This window comes from Pseudomonas sp. PHC1 (assembly GCF_046487845.1).
Taxonomy (GTDB): domain Bacteria; phylum Pseudomonadota; class Gammaproteobacteria; order Pseudomonadales; family Pseudomonadaceae; genus Aquipseudomonas; species Aquipseudomonas sputi.
This window is the reverse complement of sequence record NZ_JBJXHJ010000003.1, coordinates 436,951-459,627: the sequence shown is the minus strand read 5'-3', so window position 1 is coordinate 459,627 and position 22,677 is coordinate 436,951. Positions and strand designations below refer to the sequence as shown.

At 61.5% G+C, this 22,677-nt stretch carries 21 protein-coding genes; 14 read left to right on the top strand and 7 right to left on the bottom strand.

Going from position 1 to position 22,677, the window contains the following annotated elements:
• Window positions 1-320: 320 nt before the first annotated feature.
• Complete coding sequence (locus ACKJSM_RS07075) at window positions 321-1,814, bottom strand: CoA-acylating methylmalonate-semialdehyde dehydrogenase (protein ID WP_011332326.1); 1,494 nt, start codon at window positions 1,812-1,814, stop codon at window positions 321-323.
• Between the two features lie 77 nt (window positions 1,815-1,891).
• A complete protein-coding gene (locus ACKJSM_RS07070) occupies window positions 1,892-3,241 on the bottom strand; it encodes an aspartate aminotransferase family protein (protein WP_236182864.1) in 1,350 nt (449 codons plus the stop codon).
• A gap of 139 nt (window positions 3,242-3,380) precedes the next feature.
• On the opposite strand from ACKJSM_RS07070, the gene ACKJSM_RS07065 reads away from it, so the two are divergent.
• From ACKJSM_RS07065 to ACKJSM_RS07040, 6 genes are all read left to right on the top strand, one after another.
• The gene (locus ACKJSM_RS07065) at window positions 3,381-4,301 is read left to right on the top strand and encodes a LysR family transcriptional regulator (RefSeq protein WP_007958517.1); all 921 of its coding nucleotides are present in this window, start codon (window positions 3,381-3,383) and stop codon (window positions 4,299-4,301) included.
• Between the two features lie 95 nt (window positions 4,302-4,396).
• Window positions 4,397-5,047 carry a TetR/AcrR family transcriptional regulator gene (locus tag ACKJSM_RS07060; protein ID WP_410237066.1) on the top strand — a complete coding sequence of 217 codons (651 nt, stop codon included), beginning with the start codon at window positions 4,397-4,399 and terminating at the stop codon, window positions 5,045-5,047.
• A gap of 7 nt (window positions 5,048-5,054) precedes the next feature.
• Entirely contained in the window at window positions 5,055-5,636 is a 582-nt protein-coding gene (locus tag ACKJSM_RS07055) for an IMPACT family protein (protein WP_410237065.1), read from the top strand.
• A 538-nt stretch (window positions 5,637-6,174) separates the two neighbouring features.
• The gene (locus ACKJSM_RS07050) at window positions 6,175-7,725 is read left to right on the top strand and encodes an ABC transporter ATP-binding protein (protein ID WP_410237064.1); all 1,551 of its coding nucleotides are present in this window, start codon (window positions 6,175-6,177) and stop codon (window positions 7,723-7,725) included.
• 12 nt (window positions 7,726-7,737) lie between these two features.
• Window positions 7,738-8,844: an ABC transporter permease gene (locus tag ACKJSM_RS07045; protein WP_339490396.1), complete on the top strand. Its 1,107-nt coding sequence runs from the start codon at window positions 7,738-7,740 to the stop codon at window positions 8,842-8,844.
• Window positions 8,844-9,770 carry an ABC transporter permease gene (locus ACKJSM_RS07040; RefSeq protein WP_410237063.1) on the top strand — a complete coding sequence of 309 codons (927 nt, stop codon included), beginning with the start codon at window positions 8,844-8,846 and terminating at the stop codon, window positions 9,768-9,770. The genes ACKJSM_RS07045 and ACKJSM_RS07040 overlap by 1 nt, the downstream gene beginning before the upstream one ends.
• On the opposite strand, the gene ACKJSM_RS07035 is transcribed toward ACKJSM_RS07040, so the two are convergent.
• Complete coding sequence (locus ACKJSM_RS07035) at window positions 9,767-10,183, bottom strand: hypothetical protein (protein ID WP_410237062.1); 417 nt, start codon at window positions 10,181-10,183, stop codon at window positions 9,767-9,769. The two genes, ACKJSM_RS07040 and ACKJSM_RS07035, sit on opposite strands and share 4 nt — an antisense overlap.
• Before the next feature lie 83 nt (window positions 10,184-10,266).
• Between ACKJSM_RS07035 and ACKJSM_RS07030 the strand changes: the two genes are divergently transcribed.
• The 3 genes from ACKJSM_RS07030 (at window position 10,267) to ACKJSM_RS07020 (ending at window position 12,882) form a co-directional block, all read left to right on the top strand.
• Complete coding sequence (locus tag ACKJSM_RS07030) at window positions 10,267-10,617, top strand: MerR family transcriptional regulator (RefSeq protein ID WP_410237061.1); 351 nt, start codon at window positions 10,267-10,269, stop codon at window positions 10,615-10,617.
• A gap of 27 nt (window positions 10,618-10,644) precedes the next feature.
• On the top strand, window positions 10,645-11,340 hold the full coding sequence (locus tag ACKJSM_RS07025; RefSeq protein WP_410237060.1) for an SDR family oxidoreductase: 696 nt from the start codon (window positions 10,645-10,647) through the stop codon (window positions 11,338-11,340).
• Window positions 11,341-11,523: 183 nt separating this feature from the next.
• Window positions 11,524-12,882, top strand: a complete 1,359-nt coding sequence (locus ACKJSM_RS07020; RefSeq protein ID WP_410237059.1) for an 8-oxoguanine deaminase — start codon at window positions 11,524-11,526, stop codon at window positions 12,880-12,882.
• Window positions 12,883-12,941: 59 nt separating this feature from the next.
• Here the strand turns inward: ACKJSM_RS07020 and ACKJSM_RS07015 are convergent, their stop codons facing one another.
• Window positions 12,942-14,033, bottom strand: a complete 1,092-nt coding sequence (locus ACKJSM_RS07015) for a calcium:proton antiporter (RefSeq protein WP_410237058.1) — start codon at window positions 14,031-14,033, stop codon at window positions 12,942-12,944.
• 288 nt (window positions 14,034-14,321) lie between these two features.
• Here ACKJSM_RS07015 and ACKJSM_RS07010 point away from each other — a divergent pair, with 288 nt between their 5' ends.
• From ACKJSM_RS07010 to ACKJSM_RS07000, 3 genes are all read left to right on the top strand, one after another.
• Window positions 14,322-15,395, top strand: coding sequence for a BMP family ABC transporter substrate-binding protein (locus ACKJSM_RS07010; RefSeq protein ID WP_197869828.1), 1,074 nt, complete (start codon window positions 14,322-14,324; stop codon window positions 15,393-15,395).
• A 147-nt stretch (window positions 15,396-15,542) separates the two neighbouring features.
• Window positions 15,543-16,508 carry an isopenicillin N synthase family dioxygenase gene (locus ACKJSM_RS07005; RefSeq protein ID WP_410237057.1) on the top strand — a complete coding sequence of 322 codons (966 nt, stop codon included), beginning with the start codon at window positions 15,543-15,545 and terminating at the stop codon, window positions 16,506-16,508.
• Window positions 16,509-16,589: 81 nt separating this feature from the next.
• Window positions 16,590-17,543 carry an adenosine deaminase gene (locus tag ACKJSM_RS07000; protein ID WP_007958502.1) on the top strand — a complete coding sequence of 318 codons (954 nt, stop codon included), beginning with the start codon at window positions 16,590-16,592 and terminating at the stop codon, window positions 17,541-17,543.
• A gap of 48 nt (window positions 17,544-17,591) precedes the next feature.
• On the opposite strand, the gene ACKJSM_RS06995 is transcribed toward ACKJSM_RS07000, so the two are convergent.
• The 3 genes from ACKJSM_RS06995 to ACKJSM_RS06985 all read right to left on the bottom strand — a co-directional run bounded on the left by ACKJSM_RS06995 (window position 17,592) and on the right by ACKJSM_RS06985 (window position 21,066).
• The gene (locus ACKJSM_RS06995) at window positions 17,592-18,971 is read right to left on the bottom strand and encodes an MFS transporter (RefSeq protein WP_410237056.1); all 1,380 of its coding nucleotides are present in this window, start codon (window positions 18,969-18,971) and stop codon (window positions 17,592-17,594) included.
• Between the two features lie 126 nt (window positions 18,972-19,097).
• Complete coding sequence (locus ACKJSM_RS06990; protein WP_236182852.1) at window positions 19,098-19,832, bottom strand: ArsR/SmtB family transcription factor; 735 nt, start codon at window positions 19,830-19,832, stop codon at window positions 19,098-19,100.
• Window positions 19,833-20,136: 304 nt separating this feature from the next.
• A complete protein-coding gene (locus tag ACKJSM_RS06985) occupies window positions 20,137-21,066 on the bottom strand; it encodes a LysR family transcriptional regulator (protein WP_410237055.1) in 930 nt (309 codons plus the stop codon).
• Window positions 21,067-21,183: 117 nt separating this feature from the next.
• Between ACKJSM_RS06985 and ACKJSM_RS06980 the strand changes: the two genes are divergently transcribed.
• Together ACKJSM_RS06980 and ACKJSM_RS06975 are read left to right on the top strand one after the other, a co-directional pair.
• The gene (locus tag ACKJSM_RS06980; protein ID WP_011332308.1) at window positions 21,184-21,477 is read left to right on the top strand and encodes a putative quinol monooxygenase; all 294 of its coding nucleotides are present in this window, start codon (window positions 21,184-21,186) and stop codon (window positions 21,475-21,477) included.
• Between the two features lie 31 nt (window positions 21,478-21,508).
• Window positions 21,509-22,522: a zinc-binding alcohol dehydrogenase family protein gene (locus ACKJSM_RS06975; RefSeq protein WP_236182850.1), complete on the top strand. Its 1,014-nt coding sequence runs from the start codon at window positions 21,509-21,511 to the stop codon at window positions 22,520-22,522.
• Window positions 22,523-22,677 lie beyond the last annotated feature (155 nt).

Genomic DNA, 22,677 nt, shown 5'->3' with positions numbered 1-22,677 from the left:
CAGCGTTACACGCTGCTGTCAACACCTCTTTTTCTCCGCTTTCGACCGAGAAGATCGAACCGTTGAAAGCGCCGTAACAATCCGGCATTTCCAACTGCTTCCAGGCTTCGACAAACTGAAGCACCTCACTTCGAAACCTACTTAACTCATTGAATCTCAAGGAGTTTTCCGTTTCGACTGCGCCGGAAGTGGGGCGAATTATAGAGACTCAGAATCTGCCGTCAACCCTTATTTTCACAAATCTGTCATATCGGTCAAAAAAGCCCCAAAACACGAAGGCCGACCTTAAAAGGTCGGCCTTCATTGCACTGCCCTTCTACTTACAAGCTAGGGAATGCGAACTGCGAAGCCTCATGGCTCGCACGCTGTGGCCAGCGCTGGGTGATCGCCTTGCGACGGGTATAGAAACGCACACCATCCGGACCATAGGCATGCAGGTCGCCGAACAGCGAGCGCTTCCAGCCACCGAAGCTGTGATAAGCCACCGGCACCGGCAATGGAACGTTGACGCCAACCATGCCGACTTCGATCTCGTCGCAAAACAGGCGCGCCGCTTCACCATCACGGGTGAAGATGCAGGTGCCGTTGCCATATTCGTGATCGTTGATCAGCTGCATTGCCTCTTCCAGGCTGTTTACCCGGACGACGCACAGCACCGGTCCGAAGATCTCTTCTTTATAGATGCGCATTTCAGGAGTGACGTTGTCGAACAGGCAGCCCCCCAGGAAGAAACCTTCTTCGTGACCGGCGACGCTCAGACCACGACCGTCGACCACCAGGGTCGCACCCGCCGCCACGCCGTCTTCGACGTAACCGCTGACCTTGTCGCGCGCCTGACCGGTAACCAGCGGCCCCATGTCCAGACCGCAAGAGGTGCCGGCACCAATTTTCAGCGCCTTGATCTGTGGAACCAGTTTGGCCACCAGTGCGTCCGCTACCTGATCACCCACACACACGGCCACCGAGATCGCCATGCAGCGCTCGCCGCAGGAACCGTAAGCCGCGCCCATCAGTGCGCTGACGGCATTGTCCAGATCCGCATCCGGCATCAGCACCGCGTGGTTCTTCGCGCCACCGAGTGCCTGAACGCGTTTGCCGCGCTTGGTGCCTTCGGCATAGATGTATTCGGCAATCGGCGTCGAGCCCACGAAACTCAGCGCTTTGACTTCCGGCGCTTCGATCAGCGCGTCCACCGCAGTCTTGTCACCGTGCACCACACTCAGCACGCCTTTCGGCAGGCCGGCTTCCAGCAACAGTTGCGCGATCAGCAAGGTCGAGCTCGGATCACGCTCGGAGGGTTTGAGGATAAAGCAGTTGCCGCAGACGATCGCCAGTGGATACATCCACAGCGGCACCATCGCCGGGAAGTTGAACGGGGTGATGCCGGCCACCACACCCAGCGGCTGGAAGTCCGACCAGGCATCGATGTTCGGGCCGACGTTGCGGCTGTACTCGCCCTTGAGGATTTCCGGCGCCGCGCAGGCGAACTCGACGTTCTCGATGCCGCGCTTCAGTTCACCGGCAGCGTCTTCCAGGGTCTTGCCGTGTTCTTCGCTGATCAATTGCGCGATGCGTGCTTCGTTCTGCTCCAGCAGTTGCTTGAAACGGAACATCACCTGGGCGCGCTTGGCCGGTGGCGTGTTGCGCCAGGCCGGGAACGCCGCCTTGGCGGCATCAATGGCGTGCTGGATGGTTTCGCGGCTGGCCAGCGGCAGCTTGTGGATAGCCTGACCGGTGGACGGGTTGAACACATCGACCGCACGACCGTTCTCGGTCACCAGTTCGCCATTGATCAAATGCGGGATAACGCTCATCGGATAACTCCTGAATTCTTGTGCGCAGACGCCCGCAAGGGGCGCCTGCTGTTTGCGTATCTATATAGAAGGAAAAATCAGTCGAGCTTGTTCAGCACTTCGCCGACCGCGTCGAACAGACGATCAAGGTCTTGCGGCTTGCTGTTGAAGGTTGGGCCGAACTGCAGGGTGTCGCCGCCGAAGCGCACGTAGAACCCGGCCTTCCACAACGCCATGCCGGCCTCGAACGGACGCACGATGGCGTCGCCGTCACGGCCCGCGATCTGGATCGCACCGGCCAGGCCGAAGTTACGAATGTCGATGACGTTCTTCGCGCCTTTCAGGCCATGCAGGGCATTTTCGAAATGCGGGGCGACCTCGGCCACGCTCTGTACCAGGTTTTCCTTTTGCAGCAGGTCGAGTGCCGCCAAACCAGCGGCGCAGGCCACCGGGTGCGCCGAGTAGGTGTAGCCGTGCGGGAATTCCACGGCGTATTCCGGGGTCGGCTGGTTCATGAAGGTCTGGTAGATCTCGGAGCTGGCAATCACCGCGCCCATCGGGATCGCGCCGTTGGTGACTTGCTTGGCGATGCACATCAGGTCCGGGGTCACGCCGAACGTGGTGGCGCCGAACATGGTGCCGGTACGGCCGAACCCGGTGATCACTTCGTCGAATACCAGCAGGATATTGTGCTGATCGCAGATTTCCCGCAGACGCTTGAGGTAGCCCTGCGGCGGAACCAGCACGCCAGCGGAGCCGGCCATCGGCTCAACGAAGACCGCAGCAATGTTCGAAGCATCGTGCAGCTCGATCAGCTTCAGCAGTTCATCGGCCAGCGCGATACCACCCTGCTCCGGCATGCCACGGGAGAACGCATTGCTTGCCAGCAGAGTGTGCGGCAGGTGATCGACATCCATCATCGCCTGACCGAACAGCTTGCGGTTGCCGTTGACGCCGCCGAGGCTGGTGCCGGCGATGTTCACACCGTGATAGCCACGGGCGCGGCCGATCATCTTGGTCTTGGTCGACTGGCCTTTCAGGCGCCAGTAGGCGCGGACCATTTTCACCGCGGTATCGGCGCACTCGGAACCGGAGTCGGTGAAGAACACATGATTCAGATTGCCCGGCGTCAGTTCGGTGATTTTCTCCGCCAGCTGGAACGACAGCGGATGGCCGTACTGGAAGCCCGGCGAGTAATCGAGGGTGCCCAACTGTTTGGCCACCGCTTCCTGGATTTCCTTGCGGGTATGCCCGGCGCCGCAGGTCCACAGACCGGACAGCGAGTCGTACACCTTGCGGCCTTTGTCGTCGATCAGCCAGCTGCCTTCGGCGCCGACGATCAGGCGCGGGTCGCGCTGAAAGTTGCGGTTGGCGGTGTACGGCATCCAGTGCGCGTCCAGCTTCAGTTGACTGGCCAGTGGCGACGGCGCGTTTTCAGGCATGTTCATCGGGCAAAACCTCGCAGGGCAATAAGCTTCAGAGAGATAGAAAGCGTTGTTGCAGCTAAATTGCCACGCGGATAAAGTCGGTGAAATTCAACTCTTCTAACCTTCAGTTAGAACTTCGCTAAACAAAGAGCACAACAGCATGAGCAGCCGCCGCCCCGATCCACTGGCCCAGGTCAGTGACTTTGACATTCGCCTGCTGCGGATTTTTCGCAGCGTGGTGGAGTGCGGTGGCTTCTCGGCGGCAGAAACCGTGCTCGGCATCGGTCGCTCGGCGATCAGCCAGCAGATGAGCGATCTGGAGCAGCGCCTCGGTTTGCGTCTGTGCCAACGCGGGCGTGCCGGTTTCTCCCTGACCGAAGAAGGCCGCGAGGTCTATCAGTCGGCGTTGCAGCTTCTAAGTGCGCTGGAAAGTTTTCGCACCGAGGTCAACGGCCTGCACCAGCACCTGCGTGGTGAACTGATCATCGGCCTGACCGACAACCTCGTCACCCTGCCCCACATGCGCATCACCCACGCACTGGCGCAATTGAAGGAGCGCGGGCCGGACGTGCAGATCCAGATCCGCATGATCGCCCCCAACGAAGTCGAACAAGGCGTGCTCGACGGACGCCTGCATGTCGGCGTGGTGCCGCAGGCCAGTGCGTTGTCAGGACTGGAATATCAGCCGTTGTACAGCGAACGCTCGCTGCTTTATTGCGCGGTCGGCCATCCGCTGTTTTATGTCGACGATAAACAGCTGGATGACGAACGCCTGAACAGTCAGGACGCCATCGCGCCGACCTTCCGTTTGCCGGCGGAGATCCAGGCGCACTATCAGGCGCTCAATTGCACCGCCAGCGCTTCCGACCGGGAAGGTATGGCATTTCTGATTCTGACCGGGCGTTACATCGGCTACTTGCCGGATCATTACGCCAGTCTCTGGGTACAGCAAGGTCGCTTGCGCGCGCTCAAGGCCAGTACCCGCTTTTACGATTTGAGCCTCGCTTCGGTCACCCGCAAGGGTCGCCGCCCTCATCTGGTGCTGGAAAGTTTTCTCGAAAGCCTGGCCGCCACCCGCTGACGAGCGGGGTTTTATTCGCCCGGGGCTTGTCCCACGCCGATGGTTGCGCTATCAACGCAACTGGTTGCACCCCACAGACCAACCCGGAAGTGCCTATGACCTTTGAAGTCCCCGCTCACGGCGGCAAACCCGCCAGCCGCATTCGTCAGAAGAACGAAGAGACCATAATCAAAGCCGCCGAGGACGAGTTCGCCCGTCACGGGTACAAAGGCACCAGCATGAACACTATCGCCACCAAGGCCGGGCTGCCCAAGGCGAACCTGCATTACTACTTCACCAACAAGCTCGGGTTGTACGTGGCAGTGCTGAGCAACATCCTGCAATTGTGGGACAGCACCTTCAACTCACTCACGGCCGAGGACGATCCCGCCGAAGCGCTGACCCGTTACATCCGCGCCAAAATAGAATTCTCCCGTCGCCAGCCGCAAGCGTCGCGGATCTTTGCGATGGAAGTGATCAGCGGCGGCGAATGCCTGACCGAATATTTCAACCAGGATTACCGCGCCTGGTTCCAGGGCCGCGCCGCGGTATTCCAGGCCTGGATAGACGCAGGCAAGATGGACCCGGTCGACCCGGTCCACCTGATCTTCCTGTTGTGGGGCAGCACCCAGCACTACGCCGACTTCGCCACCCAGATCTGCCGAGTGACCGGTCGCAGCAAGTTGACCAAACAAGACATGGAAGACGCCGGCAACAACCTGATCCGCATCATCCTCAAAGGCTGCGGCCTCACTCCTTCCATATAAGTCGTCTATGCCATTCACCCTCAGCGGCTTTTGCGAATTCCGCGAAGAGATTCGCAAAAGCCGTTTCATCACCTTCGCCGCGCCGATCGGCAGCCCTGCCGAGGCGCAAGCCTTTATCGAGCAGCACAGCGACTTGAACGCCTCGCACAATTGCTGGGCGTGGAAACTCGGCGATCAGTACCGCAGCAACGACGACGGCGAACCCGGCGGCACTGCCGGGCGGCCGATTCTCGCGGCCATCGAAGCCCAGGACTGCGATCAGGTCGCGGTGCTGGTAATACGCTGGTACGGCGGCATTCAACTGGGCACGGGCGGCCTGGCCCGGGCCTATGGCGGCGGCGCCAACAAATGCCTGCAGGCAGCACCGAAGATCGAGTTGATCAGCCGCGTGCCGGTGCGTTGCGCCTGCGCCTTTGGCGAACTGGCACTGGTGAAACTGCGGGTCGCGGATCTGGGCGGATTGGTGGTCGAGGAAACCTTCACCGCCAACGGCGTCGAGTTGCAACTGGCCGTGGGCGAAGCGCACCTTGAGTTGTTGCAGAATCAGCTGGCCGATCTGAGCCGTGGACGGATCCTGCTGCAGCGTTGAACCCTCGCCATGTTTTGGGGCGCGAGACCTTTTGGCTTCTGCCCGTGACTTGCCCACATCCGCTGTGCACCCGGCTGTGGATAACCTGAGCACAGGATGCTGTAACCCTTCTGTCACGTGGCTTTGCGGGATTTGTTCACTTTTCGTCCAACCCGCGAACGCAGCGAACAAATTTTCGTAAAAACAATCGCTTAGCGCTGTTTATCGCCTTTAGAAGAAAGCCCGGCAGTGCTTATGCCCCGGATTTTGTCTTGCACACAAATACTGTGGAGCAACCTGTGGATAAGCCGTTCATGGCTGGCGCAGTCGCAGGTTCTGCATGGCTTCGGCGAGGTTGCTCGTTTTTTGATCAGCCAGGTGCGGGCAAAACTGGAGCCTGATCAACGGCTTTGCCCTCAAGTGGTGCCGTGAGGGCAGTCGGATTCGATTCGCGGGCTCTACGTCACAGGCTGGTAGACGGCGGCTATCCGCGTTCCTGACTCAATGGCCAGGAAATTGCTTTATCCACAGGCACAACTCCAAGCAACCCGAGCCTGTCATGCCAAACCCCACGCCCACACCGCGCCTGCAACTGCGCCACATCAGCAAACGTTATCCCGGTTGCCTCGCCAATGACGCCATCGACCTGAGCATCGCCCCCGGTGAAATCCACGCGCTGCTCGGTGAAAACGGTGCAGGTAAAAGCACCTTGATGAAGATCATCTACGGCGTCACCCAGGCCGATTCGGGCGAGATGCTGTGGCAGGGTCAACCAGTGACCATGCGCAACCCGGCCCAGGCACGGCAGTTGGGCATCGGCATGGTGTTCCAGCATTTCTCGCTGTTCGAGACCCTGAGCGTGGCGCAGAACATCGCACTGGCGATGGGCGCAGCAGCGGGTTCGCCGAAACAGCTTGAGGCGAAAATCCGTGACGTGTCCCGCCGATATGGCATGGCGCTCGAACCTCAGCGACTTGTCCACAGCCTGTCGATTGGCGAGCGGCAACGGGTCGAGATTGTTCGTTGCCTGATGCAGGACATTCGCCTGCTGATTCTCGACGAACCGACCTCGGTGCTCACGCCGCAGGAAGCCGACGAGTTGTTCATCACCCTGCGCCGGCTCGCGGCCGAAGGCTGCAGCATCCTGTTCATCAGCCACAAACTCGCTGAGGTGCGCGCCTTGTGCCACAGCGCCACGGTGCTGCGCGGCGGGCAGGTGGCCGGGCATTGCGTGCCGGCCGACTGCACCGACCGGCAACTGGCGCAATTGATGGTGGGCGACGCCGCGACCTTGATCGGCGAGTTTGCGAAGGTCACCGGTGGCGCGGCGTTTCTGCAGGTCAGCAAATTGAACTGGCACAACCCGGATCCGTTCGGTTGCTCGCTGAGTAACATCGATCTGCAGGTGTGCAGCGGTGAAATCGTCGGCATCGCCGGGGTGGCGGGCAACGGGCAGGACGAGCTGCTGGCATTGCTCAGCGGCGAGCAGACACTGCCCCGCGAGGCAGCGCAAACCATCTGCTTTCAGGAACACGCCGTCGCCGATCAGCGCCCGGATGCCCGACGCAAACTCGGCCTGGCGTTCGTCCCCGCCGAACGCCTCGGGCATGGCGCGGTGCCGGACATGAGCCTGGCGGACAACGCCCTGCTCACCGCCTTTCAACAAGGCCTGGTCAGCCACGGTTTGATCGAGCGCGGTAAGGTCGAAGCCCTCGCCCAAACGATCATCCAGCGCTTCGGCGTGAAAACCCCGGACACCCAGACCGCCGCCCGCAGCCTGTCCGGCGGCAACCTGCAGAAGTTCATCCTCGGCCGGGAAATCCTCCAGCAACCGAAACTGCTGATCGCCGCGCACCCGACCTGGGGCGTGGACGTCGGCGCGGCGGCCACCATCCACCGGGCGCTGATTGCCCTGCGCGATGCCGGGGCGGCGATTCTGGTGATCTCCGAAGACCTCGACGAACTGTTCCAGATCAGCGACCGCCTCGGTGCGCTGTGCGGCGGGCGCCTGTCGGCGTTGCAGGACACGGCGCTGACCCGCCTCAGCGACGTCGGCGGCTGGATGGCCGGCCAGTTCGACACCCCTCAATCACAACCGGCCACGGTTTAACGGAGTTTCCCCATGTTGCTTTCCCTCGAACCCCGTGGCCGGCAATCGCGCCTGATGCTGTGGTGCTCGCCGGTGCTGGCGGCGGTGCTGACACTGGTCTGCGGCTCCCTGCTGTTCATCGCCCTCGGTCACGACCCGCTGAAAACCCTGCACACCTTGCTGATCGCCCCGGTCAGCGACCTGTATGGCGTCTCCGAACTGCTGGTCAAAACCCTGCCGATCCTGCTGTGTGCACTGGGCCTCGCAGTGGCCTATCAGGCGCGGATCTGGAACATCGGCGCCGAAGGCCAGTTGCTGCTCGGCGCCCTGGCCGGCAGTGCGCTGGCGGTGAACATCATTGATCTGCAAAGCCGCTGGGCGCTGGTGCTGATCCTGCTCACCGGCACCCTCGCCGGCGCTGCCTGGGCCGGGCTCACCGCCTGGTTGCGTACACGCTTCAATGCCAACGAAATCCTTACCAGCATCATGCTCAACTACATCGCGCTGAACCTGTTGCTGTTCTGCGTGCATGGGCCGCTGAAAGATCCGGCCGGGTTCAACTTTCCCGAGTCGGCAATGTTCAGCGATGCCAGCCGCCTGCCGCTGTTGATGGAGGACGGACGGGCACACATCGGCGTGTATTTCGCCTTGCTCGCATTGGTCGCGGTGTGGGTATTGCTGCAAAAAAGCTTCGTCGGTTTCCAGATCAAGGTGCTGGGCCTGGACAAGCGCGCGGCAGGTTTTGTCGGGTTTCGCGAGAAACGTCTGATCTGGCTCGCACTGCTGATCAGCGGAGGATTGGCGGGGCTTGCCGGTGTCTGCGAAGTCACCGGGCCGATCGGCCAACTGGTGCCGCAGGTCTCGCCGGGCTATGGCTACGCGGCGATCACCGTGGCGTTTCTCGGCCGGCTCAATCCGATCGGCATTCTGTTTTCCAGCCTGTTGATGGCGCTGCTGTACATCGGTGGCGAGAGCGCGCAGATGACGCTGAATCTGCCGCAGGCGATCACCCAGCTGTTTCAGGGAATGATGCTGTTTTTCCTGCTGGCCTGTGACGTGCTGATCCTCTATCGGCCACGCCTGAACCTGCGCTGGACGCGCCGCACTTCTACCACCGCCGTAACCGCCGGAGCGCTGTGATGGATATCGATCTGCTGAGCAATATTTTCTACGCCATGGTGCGCTGCGGAACGCCACTGCTGTTGGTGGCGCTGGGTGAACTGATCTGCGAGAAGAGCGGCGTGCTCAACCTCGGGCAGGAAGGCATGATGCTGTTTGGCGCGGTGATCGGATTCATCGTCGCGTTCAACAGCGGCAACCTGTGGCTGGGCGTTGTGCTGGCGATGCTCGCCGGGATGTTGCTGTCGTCGCTGTTTGCGCTGGTGGCGCTGGTGTTCAACGCCAATCAGGTGGCGACCGGACTGGCGCTGACGATTTTCGGCGTGGGCCTGTCGACCTTTGTCGGCGCGGCGTGGGTTGGCAAACCGCTGGCCGGTTTCGAGCCGATGGCGATTCCCTACCTGAGCGAAATCCCGCTGATCGGCCGCATGCTGTTTGCCCAGGATCTGCTGGTGTACCTGTCGTTCGCGCTGTTTGCGCTGGTGGCGTGGGTGATCGTGAAAAGCCGTGTAGGGCTGATCATTCAAGCGGTCGGTGAAAATCCGGATGCAGCCAGTGCCATGGGTTTACCGGTGCTGACCGTGCGCACTCTGGCGGTACTGTTCGGCGGCGCGATGGCCGGACTGGCCGGGGCCTATCTGTCGCTGGCGTATACGCCGATGTGGGCGGAGAACATGACGGCCGGACGCGGCTGGATTGCCCTGGCGCTGGTGGTGTTCGCCAGTTGGCGGGTGTGGCGGTTGCTGCTCGGTGCCTATCTGTTCGGACTCGCCAGCATCCTGCACTTGGTAGCGCAGGGGTTGGGGCTGGCGATTCCTTCGAGTCTGCTGGCGATGCTGCCGTATGTCGCGACGATTCTGGTGCTGGTGTTGCTGTCGCGGGATGCGCTGCGCACGCGATTGTATGCGCCGGTATCACTGGGGCAGCCGTGGCAGGCCGGGCATTAAGCCGTTACGGCTCGCGACAGCGGCCGAACCGGCAACGCCTGGGCAATGCCCCACGCCAGTTCGAGTAGCAGGAAACCCACCACCAGCGAACTGGCGCCGTGGGCCAGGGCATACGTCATCCACGCGGCGAACAGAAACCGCGCCACCGCGTCATAGCGCCCATAAACCGGCTGCGGATCACGAATCCGCAGCACCGCCCACAAGCACACCACCGAACCAAACAAATTGGCTATCAACAGGTGTGCAGGTTCGAACGGCGGCAGCTCGCCGGGCAGGTTTAGCGCCTGACTCAGCGCCGTCAACACCCCGTGCAACACAGCAAAACTCCACGGCGTGACAAACGCCGCCGTCACGATCAAGTCATACCAGGCACTGCCGCGCACCACCTGCCGATACTGCGTTGAAGTCCACATCATCCTTGCTCCGAAAATTCAGGGAGCAATCACGGTAAAGCCTGGAGTATGCTCCAGGGTCAAACACTTTCGAGACCTGCAAGATGCGCATCGGTGAGTTGGCCCGGGCCTGCGATGTCAGCCGTGACACGCTGCGTTTTTACGAGGAGCGCGGATTGATCGCGGCGCAACGCAGCGCCAACGGTTATCGCGACTATCCACCGGAGATGGTGCAACTGGTGCTCTACATCAAAACGGCGCAGCGTCTGGGCTTTACCCTTGGCGAGATCGGCAGCAGCGTTGGCGCGCTGTGGCAATCGCCAAACCCCGACACCACCGTCACGCAACTGCTGCAAGACAAACTCAAGCTGGTCGAAACCCGCATCGCCGAACTCGGCGAGCTGCGCCACGAATTGCAGCATCGGCTCGGTCAACGCTGTCCATTGAACCCGTGATCTTTCAACCTTCAAGGAAAGCCCGTCATGTCCGCACTCAATCCTGCCAAGCACGCACTGATCATCGGCGCCTCCCGGGGCCTGGGCCTGGGACTGGTGAAAACCCTGCTGGCCGACGGCTGGCAAGTCACCGCTACGGTTCGCAACCCTTCGAACGCCGAGGCGCTGAAAGCACTGGGCAACGTGCAGATCGAAAAGCTCGACATGGACGACCAGCAAGCGGTGATCGCTCTGAGCCAGAAGCTCAAGGGCGAGACCTTCGACCTGCTGTTCGTCAACGCCGGGGTCAAAGGCCCTGAAGTCCAGACGCCGGGCGGCGCGACGCTGGCGGAAGTCGGTCAGCTGTTCTTCACCAACGCCGTAGCGCCGATCAATCTGGCCCAGCGCTTTGTCGGGCAGATTCGCGACGGCAGCGGCGTGCTGGCGTTCATGAGTTCGGTGCTGGGCAGCGTGACCATGCCCGACGCGCCGGAACTGGCGCTGTACAAGGCCAGCAAAGCGGCGCTGAACTCGATGACCAACAGCTTCGTCACTCAATTGGGCGAGCAGAAACTCACCGTGCTGTCGCTGCATCCGGGCTGGGTGAAAACCGACATGGGCGGCGAAGGTGCCGACATCGACGTGGCGACCAGCACCCGTGGCCTGGTGGATCAGGTGGACGCGTTTGCCGGCAAGGGCGGCCATCACTTCGTGAACTACAAGGGTGAAACCATTCCCTGGTAATCACTGGACCCTGTGGGGGCTGGCTCCCACAGGGTTATCCCGGTGTCTGGTCGGGTTGGGCTTGCCCGTCGCAACATTTTGTTCGAAACTCCGCACCTCGCCCCTCGCGGCGACCCTGGATCAGCAGACAGGGCAACACTGAGCTGGCAACCCTGAACCCCACTTTCAGAGGAGCCGGCCACAATGCCTGCGACCCGTATCTGGTTAAAAAATCCCCTCGCCATTTTCACGGCCAACGGCCTCGATGCCCGTGGCGGTCTGGTGCTGCAAGACGGTGTGATCACCGAAGTGCTCGGCGCCGACCAGCAACCTTCCGCGCCATGCAATGAAGTGTTCGACGCCCGTGAACATGTGATCCTGCCGGGCCTGATCAACACCCATCACCACTTCTATCAGACCCTGACCCGCGCCTGGGCGCCGGTGGTCAACCAGCCGTTGTTCCCGTGGCTGAAAACCCTGTACCCGGTCTGGGCGCGCCTGACGCCTGAAAAACTCGCCCTCGCCAGCAAAGTCGCGCTGGTCGAGTTGCTGTTGTCGGGCTGCACCACCGCTGCCGATCACCATTACCTGTTCCCGGATGGCCTGGAAAACGCCATCGACGTGCAGGTCGAAACCGTACGCGAACTGGGCATGCGCGCCATGCTCACCCGTGGTTCGATGAGCCTCGGCGAGAAAGACGGCGGCCTGCCGCCACAACAGACCGTGCAGGAAGGCCAGGTGATTCTCGACGACAGTCAGCGCCTGATCCACGAGTACCACGAACGTGGCGACGGCGCGCAAATCCAGATCGCTCTGGCGCCGTGCTCGCCGTTCTCGGTGACCCCGCAAATCATGTCCGCCAGCGCCGAACTGGCGCACAAACTCGATGTGCGCCTGCACACTCACCTCGCCGAAACCCTCGACGAAGAAGACTTCTGCCTGCAACGCTTCGGCCTGCGCACGGTGGATTATCTGGACAGCGTCGGCTGGCTCGGCCCGCGCACCTGGCTGGCCCATGGCATCCATTTCAACCCCGACGAAATCGCCCGTCTCGGCGCGGCGGGCACCGGTATCTGCCATTGCCCGAGTTCGAACATGCGCCTGGCGTCCGGCATCTGCCCGAGCATCGAACTGACCGATGCCGGCGCGTTGTTCGGTCTCGGTGTGGATGGCTCGGCGTCCAACGATGCGTCGAACATGATCCTCGAAGCACGTCAGGCCCTGTACATCCAGCGCCTGCGTTATGGCGCCGAAAAGATCACCCCGGAACGTGTACTGGGCTGGGCGACCAAGGGCTCGGCAAGCCTGTTGGGCCGCAGCGACATCGGTGAACTGGCGGTGGGCAAGCAGGCGGATCTGGCGTTGTTCAAGCTCGATGAGCTGCGCTTCTCCGGCAGCCATGACCCGATCTCGGCGTTGCTGCTGTGCGGCGCGGACCGGGCGGATCGCGTGATGGTCGGCGGCAAGTGGCGCGTGATTGACGGACAGGTTGAAGGACTGGATCTCAAAGGCCTGATTGCCGATCACAGTCAGGCGGCTCGGCAGTTGATCGCCGGTACCTGATCACCCCTCTGATCGTTCCCACGCTCCGCGTGGGAACGATCGGTCAGCGGTGGTCGCTCTCAAAGTCCGAGCAGCGACAACATGATGAACGTCGCAAACAGCACAAAATGGGTCATGCCCTCAATGGCATTGGTCTCGCCGTCATTGAGATTGATCGCGCTGACAATCAGCGTGATGAAGATCATGACCGTCTGCACCGGCGTCATCGCCATCTGAAACGGCTGCCCCGTGTAGAGCGCCATCGCTTCCATCACCGGCACCGTCAGGATCACCGTCGACAACGAAGCGCCCATCGCAATGTTGACCACCGACTGCATGCGGTTGGCCAACGCCGCGCGCAACGCGGTCAGGATTTCCGGCGCAGCGGAAATCGCCGCCACCAGAATCGCCGTGATCACCGGCGGAGCCCCGGTCCCTTCCAGGCCCAGATCGAGGGTCTTGGACATCACTTCGGCCAGTGCGCCGATCACCACCACACCAAACACCAGAATGCCGATCGACAGCGCCAGGCTGACCGGTTTCGGTGCTTGTTCCGCCGGCTCTTTCTTGCGGCGTTTGTCCGGGTAGCTGTAGCTGAAAAAGTAACTGTGCGGCCCGACCTGCATGCGCAGGAACAACGCATAAAGCACCACCATCGCGCCGATGGTGAACGCCGAATAAATTTTCCAGTTGGCCTCGGGAATGAACTCCGGCACCACCATCGACACGCCCATGGCGGTGAGGATCATCACGCTGTAACTGCGGGCCGAATCGTCGTTGTAGGACTGCTCGCCATGCTTGATCCCGCCCATCAACGCGGCGAGGCCAAGGATGCCGTTGATGTCGAGCATGACCGCTGAATAGATCGTGTCGCGCACCAGTGTCGGCGAGGCTTCGTTGCTCATCATGATCGCCAGGATCACCACTTCCACCAGCACGGCGGCGAGGGTCAGGATCATCGTGCCGTACGGGTCGCCGACTTTTTCTGCGAGCAATTCAGCCTGGTGGGCGACGCGCATCGAGGCGGCGACGATGAAGGCGATCAGCAGCAGCCCGGCGGTCAGCGCGACGAACTGGCCACTGTGCAGCAGCCAGTGCTCCAGCAGATACGCGACACAAGCGGCGATGACGGCCAACAGCAGAAAGCTTTCTTGCTTGAGGATGGTGAACATGACAGGCCTTTTTTGCCGAAGAGTGCGAATGAGCTACTGACTGCGGGACGGCGCTAACGTTTCGTTACACCTTAGCGCACCACGGAATGGCAACCGGTTCGGCAGGTGCACTTTATTGGCCTTGACCTGCCTCATCGCGGGCAAGCTCGTTCCCACTGGGATCGCGGTGTTTTCGTAGGAGCGAGCTTGCTCGCGAAGGCCTCGCCGTGATTTCGACTCGATTTGTTGTCCGCTTGGTCAGCCTTTTGCATTGCCCTCCCCACACACAACAAAAGGGAGTTCGCGTTCATGCAAAAACGTCCACTGCAAACACTGCTGTGCATCGCCATGGGCCTTGGCCTCAGCCTGAGCGCCAGTGCCGCCGATCCACTGAAAGTCGGCTTCGTCTACATCGGCCCCATCGGCGACCACGGCTGGACGTATCAGCATGAACAGGGGCGCAAGGCGCTGGCGGAAAAACTCGGTTCGCAGATCACCACCAATTATGTGGAGAACGTCGCCGAAGGCGCCGATGCCGAGCGGGTGATCCGCAACATGGCCAAGGACAATTACGACCTGATCTTCACCACCTCTTTCGGCTACATGAACCCGACGGTGAAAGTCGCCAAACAGTTTCCCAAGGTGACCTTCGAACACGCCACCGGCTACAAGCAGGACAAGAACCTCGGCACCTATCTGGCGCGTACCTATGAGGGCCGCTACGTCGGTGGCTTCCTCGCAGCGAAGATGACCAAGAGCAAAAAAATCGGCTACGTCGCCTCGTTCCCGATTCCGGAAGTGATCCGTGACATCAACGCCATTCAACTGGCCCTGAACAAATACAACCCCGGCACCGAGATCAAAGTGGTGTGGGTCAACTCGTGGTTCGATCCGGGCAAGGAAGCCGACGCGGCCAATGCGCTGATCGATCAGGGCGTGGACGTGGTGTTCCAGCACACCGACAGCCCGGCGCCGATCCAGGCCGCCGAACGACGTGGTGTCTATGCCGTGGGCTACGCTTCGGACATGGCGCACTTCGGCCCGAAAGCGGTGCTGACCTCAATCGTCAACGACTGGGCGCCGCACTACATCCAGGCGACCCAGAGCGTGATCGACCACAACTGGAAATCCCAGGACTACTGGGGCGGGTTGAAGGAAGGCACGGTCGAATTGCCGATCAGCGATCTGGTGCCGGCACCGGTGAAGGCCGAAGCCGAGCAGATCATCGCCGACATCAAGAGCGGTGCCCTGCAACCGTTCACCGGACCGATCAAGGATCAGGCCGGCGTCGAGAAAATCCCGGCCGGGGTCAGTGCCACCAACGCCGAACTGGCGTCGATGAATTACTACGTCGAAGGCATGAAGGCCGAGATGCCGAAGTAAATTCCAACATCTACCCTGTGATCGTTCCCACGCTCCGCGTGGGAATGCAGCCCGGGACGCTCCGCGTCCCTGCCGAAAGCGGACGCGGAGCGTCCATTGAGGCATTCCCACGCAGAGCGTGGGAACGATCATTAAAGAGCATTCGAAATGAACCAACTCCCGATCATCGACATCTCGCCGCTCTACTCCGACGACCAGAACGCCTGGCCCGCCGTTGCCGAACAGATCGACCACGCCTGCCGCGAATGGGGCTTCTTCTACATCAAGGGTCACCCGATTTCTGCGCAGCGCATCGAATCCCTGCTCGATCAGGCGAAGCGCTTCTTTGCGCAACCGGCAGAAGAAAAACTCAAGATCGACATCACACAGACCCGTCATCACCGCGGCTACGGCGCTATCGCTACCGAACAACTGGATCCGGACAAACCCAGCGACCTCAAGGAAACCTTCGACATGGGCCTGCACCTGCCGGCCGATCATCCCGAGGTGCTGGCAGAAAAACCCTTGCGCGGCCCCAACCGTCATCCGGCCATCCCAGGCTGGGAGGCGCTGATGGAGCAGCACTACCTCGACATGCAGGCCCTCGCGCAAACCCTGTTGCGGGCCATGGCGCTGGCGCTGGGCATCGAGCGCGACTTCTTCGACACGCGGTTCAACGAGCCGGTCAGCGTATTGCGAATGATCCATTACCCGCCGCGCCACACCGCCAGTTCCGCCGAACAGCAAGGTGCCGGCGCGCACACCGATTACGGCTGCATCACCCTGCTTTATCAGGACAGCGCCGGCGGCCTGCAGGTGAAGAACGTCAATGGCGATTGGATCGACGCCCCCCCCATCGACGGCACGTTCGTGGTCAACCTCGGCGACATGATGGCGCGCTGGAGCAACGACCGTTATCGCTCGACCCCGCACCGGGTGATCAGCCCGCTTGGCGTGGATCGCTATTCGATGCCGTTCTTCGCCGAACCGCATCCGGACACCCGCATCGAATGCCTGCCCGGTTGCCAGGACGCACAGCATCCGGCGAAATATCCGACCACCACCTGCGCCGAATTCCTGCTGTCGCGCTTTGCCGATACCTACGCCTATCGACGGGAGCAGGAAGCGGTGTGACGGATCGGTTGGTCAGGTTTTGCCAATTGTTTCGGCGGGCATCTGTAGAATGCTCGCCATTGCACCTGATGAGAAAAGAATATGTACGACTGGCTCAACGCCCTGCCCAAGGCCGAACTGCACCTGCACCTCGAAGGCTCGCTGGAACCCGAGCTGCTGTTCGCCCTGGCCGAACGCAACAAGATCGCCCTGCCGTGGAGTGACGTCGAAACCCTGCGCAAGGCTTACGCCTTCAACAACCTGCAGGAATTTCTCGACCTGTATTACCAGGGCGCCGACGTGCTGCGCACCTCCCAGGACTTCTACGACCTGACCTGGGCCTACCTGCTGCGCTGCAAAGAACAGAACGTGATCCACACCGAACCGTTCTTCGACCCGCAGACCCACACCGACCGTGGCATCCCGTTTGAAGTGGTGCTCAACGGGATCGCCGCTGCGCTGAAGGATGGCGAGCAGCAACTGGGCATCACCAGCGGCCTGATCCTGAGTTTCCTGCGTCACCTGAGCGAAGACGAAGCACAGAAAACCCTCGACCAGGCGCTGCCGTTCCGCGATGCGTTTGTCGCGGTAGGTCTGGACAGCTCCGAAATGGGTCACCCGCCGAGCAAGTTCCAGCGCGTGTTCGACCGTGCCCGTCACGAAGGCTTCCTGACGGTCGCCCACGCCGGTGAAGAAGGCCCGCCGGAGTACATCTGGGAAGCCATCGACCTGCTGAAAATCCAGCGAATCGACCATGGCGTGCGCGCCATCGAAGATGAGCGCCTGATGCAGCGGATCATCGACGAGCAGATCCCGCTGACCGTGTGCCCGCTGTCGAACACCAAGCTCTGCGTGTTCGATCACATGTCGCAGCACAACATTCTCGACATGCTCGAGCGTGGCGTGAAGGTCACGGTGAACTCTGATGACCCGGCGTACTTCGGCGGTTATGTCACCGAAAACTTCCATGCGCTGCACACCCATCTGGGCATGACCCAGGATCAGGCCAAGCGCCTGGCGCAGAACAGCCTGGATGCACGGTTGGTAAAACCGTAACAGCACAAAGCCGTTCGAACACCCCCGTGTTCGAACGGCTTTCAGGATTCAGCGCACAACCGCTTGCGTCAGCTCTTCCAGTGTTTTGCCCCGGGTCTCCATCCCGAACAGCCACACCACCCCCGCCGCAATCGCAAAACACAATGCCCCCAGTGCAAACACCCCGCCCTGCCCCGTGATCGGGAACACCAGCCCGGTGACCAGTGGCCCGAGCAACGAACCCACGCGCCCGATGGCCGAGGCAAACCCAGAGCCCGTCGCCCGCGCCGAGGTCGGGTACAGTTCAGGTGTGTAGGTGTAGAGCACCGCCCACATGCCGAACAGGAAAAACTGCATCAACAGCCCCGTGCCGATCAGCAGCGCCACGTTGCCGCCGAACACTGCGCTCTGCCCGTACAGAAACGCCATCACCCCGCCGCCGAGCAGCGTGACGATACACACCGGCTTGCGTCCCCAGCGCTCGACCAGCCACGCCGCCATCAGGAACCCGGGAATCCCGCCGAGGGAAATCAGCACCGTGTAATACACCGACTGAGTCACGGCAAAACCCGACTGTTGCAACAACGCACTGAGCCACGAGGTCAGGCCGTAGAAGCCGAGCAGCGCGAAAAACCACAGGCTCCAGATCATCGTGGTGCGCTGGCGATACTGCGGCGACCAGATCTGTTTGAGCGCTGAAAGGAAATGGCCGGGCGGGGTCACGTTCCGTGGCAGGCGAACCGGCTCCGGCAATGCGGCGCCGCCGAGCGATGCCTGTACCCGCGCTTCAATCCCGCGCAATACCTTGTCCGCCGCTTCATGCTTGCCTGCTTGCTCCAGCCAGCGCGGCGACTCGGGAATGAAAAAGCGGATCGCCAGCACGAACACCGCCGGCACCGCCAGCACCAGAAAAATGTCGCGCCAGCCAATCAACGGCAGCAGGAAATACGACAGCACGCCAGCCGCGACGAAACCCAGAGGCCAGAAACCATCCATCAAGGCGATGTAACGGCCCCGACGCTGGGCAGGAATCAACTCCGACAACATCGACTGGGCAATCGGAAACTCCATGCCCATGCCGATGCCCAGCAGGATGCGAAACAGCGTCAGGCTCTCGACCGTCTGCGCCGTCGAGCACAGGTAACTGGCCAGCCCCCACAAGACAATGCTCCACTGGAACACCGGCTTGCGACCCAATCGATCAGCCAGCAATCCTGACAGCGACGCTCCCACCACCATGCCGAAGAAACTCGAACTGGCCAGCAAACCAGCCTCGGCACTGCTCAGGCCGAACTCGGCTTTGATCGAGCCGAGCAGGAAGGTCATCATCGCCAGATCCATGGAGTCGAAGAAAAACGCCAGGGCAATGATGATGAATATGATCCGGTGATAACCGCTGACTGGCAGACGCTCCAGTCGATCTGCCGCACTGAAGTTTCCCGTGTCCATGCCGCCTCCTCAATCCGAAAAAATCACCGGTTCGAGTGTGCGCGATAGCGGTTGCGCGCCTGTGCCAGATGCGACTTTTTCGCAGCCGTCGGCGACGCCAGGTACCACCTGGTTGGCAAAAATGCTCTACAACGCCATTTCCAACTCGGTTTCACAGGCAAATCGATGAATTTCCCGCTGGCCGGCCGCCGTCAGTTGCAGGGCGCGAGAATCATTGGGCAGCACCAGCCAGCCCGACTGCATGAACAGCTGCAACAGCGCCGCTCCCAGCGAGCCTCCCATGTGCGGACGACGCTCGCTCCAGTCCGGGCAGGCACACGCCACCTGGGCATTGCGGTGGGCCAGCGCCTGGATGTAGACCCCGCGCCCGGCCAGTTGTGTCGAGCCTTTGTGCGTCACGACCACCCGGTTTTCAAGCTGCTCGATCCAGCCGGCGTCGAGCAGCCGCTGGTACAGATCGGCAGCCAGCGTTCCCCCGAGATGGTCGTCGCAAAACCGCGCGCGCAGCAGTGACGAAGGGGCCGCCTGGGGTCTGACGACCGGAGAGGCACGCTTGAACACTTCGGGGATTTCTCGCGGGGCGCTGGCCAGGGTGGCACTGGCCAGCGCTTCGATGGCCACGCCGATTTCAGGAGCCGCCAGACGAAAGAAACGTTTGCGTCCGCGCGCCTCGACCTTCAACAGACCGCCAGCGGACAAGCGCCCCAGATGCGCACTGGCTGACGAAGGCGAAAGCCCGGCCAACAACGCCAGCTCCTCGGTCTGCCGCGCCGAGCCATCCATCAACGCCCACATCATCGCGCTGCGTTTGGGATCGGCCAGCAACGTGGCGATCTGGCTGATGCAAGGTGCATGTTCCATGTATTCACTCCCTGTTGAATCGTATCGTCTACTGCTCATAGACATCTTGACCAGTAATCAGTCGTCAGCCAAGGCGCGCAAAATGCCTTGAGCCGAGGCACTTTGCGCGCCGCAGCGAGGAAACCGCAGTACTGTCGCGACCCTCGTTCCTGCCCCGCAGGTTCCGGTCTGATCGTTCTCTTGCCGGCCTGTCGGTGCGGTCTTCAGGCGGTCGCTAGTATAAGCGGGTTGCTCGCTGCGTCCTGCGCCGGAGGAGACGTGGCTGGTGATTGTTCCTGAGAGAAATTTCGCTATTTACCTGCGACTAATGGCCAGACTCCTGAAAAACGGGAAATCGGCTACTCAATTCAGCGCAACGGCTGGCGAGCATTTCCCTCAGAAGGTTCACTGGCTTACTCAATTGTGCGCGATGGGCGCACAGCAGATTCAGCGGAGCGCGTTCGCAGAGCAACTCCGGCAGCAGCACTTTCAGCCGTCCCGCCAGCACATCACCGGCCACATCAAGCCACGATTTGTAGGCGATGCCGGCGCCCGCCACCGCCCACAGGCGCACCACATCGGCGTCGTCACTGAAGCGGTCGCCACTGACCGTGAGGCTGACCTCGCGCTTGCCGTCATGAAAACTCCAATGGTCATGCACCCGGCCACCGAGCATGTACAGCAGGCAGTTGTGCTGCGCGAGCTGTTCCAGATGCAGCGGCTCGCCGTGCCGGACCAGGTAGTCAGGAGATGCGCACAACACCCGTCGGTTGTGCGGGGCAATCGGCAATGCCACCAGACTGGAATCTTCCGGTTCGCCGTAGCGCAAGGCGATGTCCACCGGCTGGCGAAACAGATCGGCGATGCGGTCACCCAGCAACAGGCGCACGGTCAGCTTCGGATGCTCGCGCTGAAAGTCGTCGAGCCAAGGCAACAGCAGGTTGCGGCCAAAATCCGAAGGCGCCGACAGCTGCAGAATGCCGCTGACCTGGTCCTGCCCGCTGGCCAGCAGACGGCGGCCTTCATCCAGGTTGCTCAAGGCAGCGCGGGCGTATTCGAGAAACCCTTCACCTTCGGCCGTCAGCCGCAGACTGCGAGTGGAACGCGCCAACAACCGCGCGCCGAGTTGCTGCTCGATTCGCTTGAGCGCCGCACTGGCCACAGCAGCGGACAGGTCCATCACCCGCGCCGCCGCCGACAGGCTGCCCAGATCCGCCGCCCGGACAAACAATTGCAAGTCATCGAAACGCAGCATCCTCAGCCTCGATTATCAAAAAAACATTGAAAGAGACTGCTCTTTTAGCCGGTTTTTTCTCCGGCAGAAATAGCCAATCATGCCTTCCATCGAATTCATCCCGTCCCGGAGTCGAACATGTCCCAGCCCTTCACCGCCATCGCCACCCTGATCGCCCGACCTGGCCAGCAGGACGCCCTCGAACAGCACCTGCGCGCCCTGATCGAACCGACCCGCGCCGAAGCCGGTTGTGGTCAGTACGAACTGCACCAGGACCTGGCCAATCCGCTGGCCTTCTACATGATCGAACAGTGGGCCAGCGACGAAGCGCTGCAGGCCCACGATGCCAGCGCGCATATCCAGCATTTCCGCAGCCAGGCCGAGGCGTTCCTTGAACACTTCGAACTCAAGCGCCTGCGCGTCATCGCCTGAAGCCTTCCTTTATTCACTTTCGGAGACCTCCATGAAAGCCATCGCCTATTACGCCTCGCTCCCGATCAGCGACGAAAAATCCCTGCAAGACATCGAACTGCCGGAACCGGTGCCCGGCCCGCGCGACCTGCTGGTGGAAGTCAAAGCGATTTCGGTCAACCCGGTCGACACCAAGGTTCGCCAGAACGTCGCGCCGGAAGGCGGCGCCGCCAAGGTGCTGGGCTGGGACGTGGCCGGTGTGGTCAAGGCTGTCGGTAGTGAAGTGACCCTGTTCAAGGCCGGCGACAAAGTGTTCTACGCCGGCTCCATCGCCCGGGCCGGTGGCAACAGCGAATTGCACGTCGTCGATGAGCGGATCGTCGGCCACATGCCGAAGACCCTCGGCTTCGCCGAAGCCGCCGCCTTGCCGCTGACCGCGATCACGGCCTGGGAGCTGTTGTTCGAACGCCTGCAAATTCGCGAAGGCAACACTGAGGAAGGCCAGAGCCTGCTGATCGTCGGCGCGGCCGGCGGCGTCGGTTCGATCCTCACCCAACTGGCCAGCCAGTTGACCGGGCTCAAAGTGATCGGCACCGCCTCCCGCCCGGAAACCCGCGACTGGGTGACCGAGCTGGGCGCCGATCGGGTGATCGATCACAGTCAGCCGTTGAGCGAAGAACTGAAGCGCGCCGGTATGGCCCACGTGACCCACGTCGCCAGCCTGACCCAGACCGACCAGCACCTGGACCAACTGGTCGAGGCTCTGGCGCCGCAAGGCAAACTGGCGCTGATCGACGATCCGAAGTCGCTGGACGTGACCAAACTCAAGCGCAAGAGCCTGTCGCTGCACTGGGAATTCATGTACACCCGCTCGCTGTTCGAAACGCCGGACATGATCGAGCAGCACAAACTGCTGAACCGGGTGGCCGGGCTGATCGACAGCGGTACATTGAAAACCACGGTCGGCGAGCACTTCGGCACGATCAACGCGAGCAACCTGCGCCGCGCCCATGAATTGCTGGAAAGCGGCAAGGCCAAGGGGAAAATTGTTTTAGAAGGTTTCTAAAACACGCAAGACCGCAGCCTTCGCCAGCGCCAAAAATGTCTGGCTCGGGGCTGCGGTGTTTTTTTTGCCGTCAGTCAGATGCTTGACCCTTGTCACAATTGCGATCGTATTCAGGACTACAATCGAGTCCTCTGCGATGCAATCTTTTACGTACG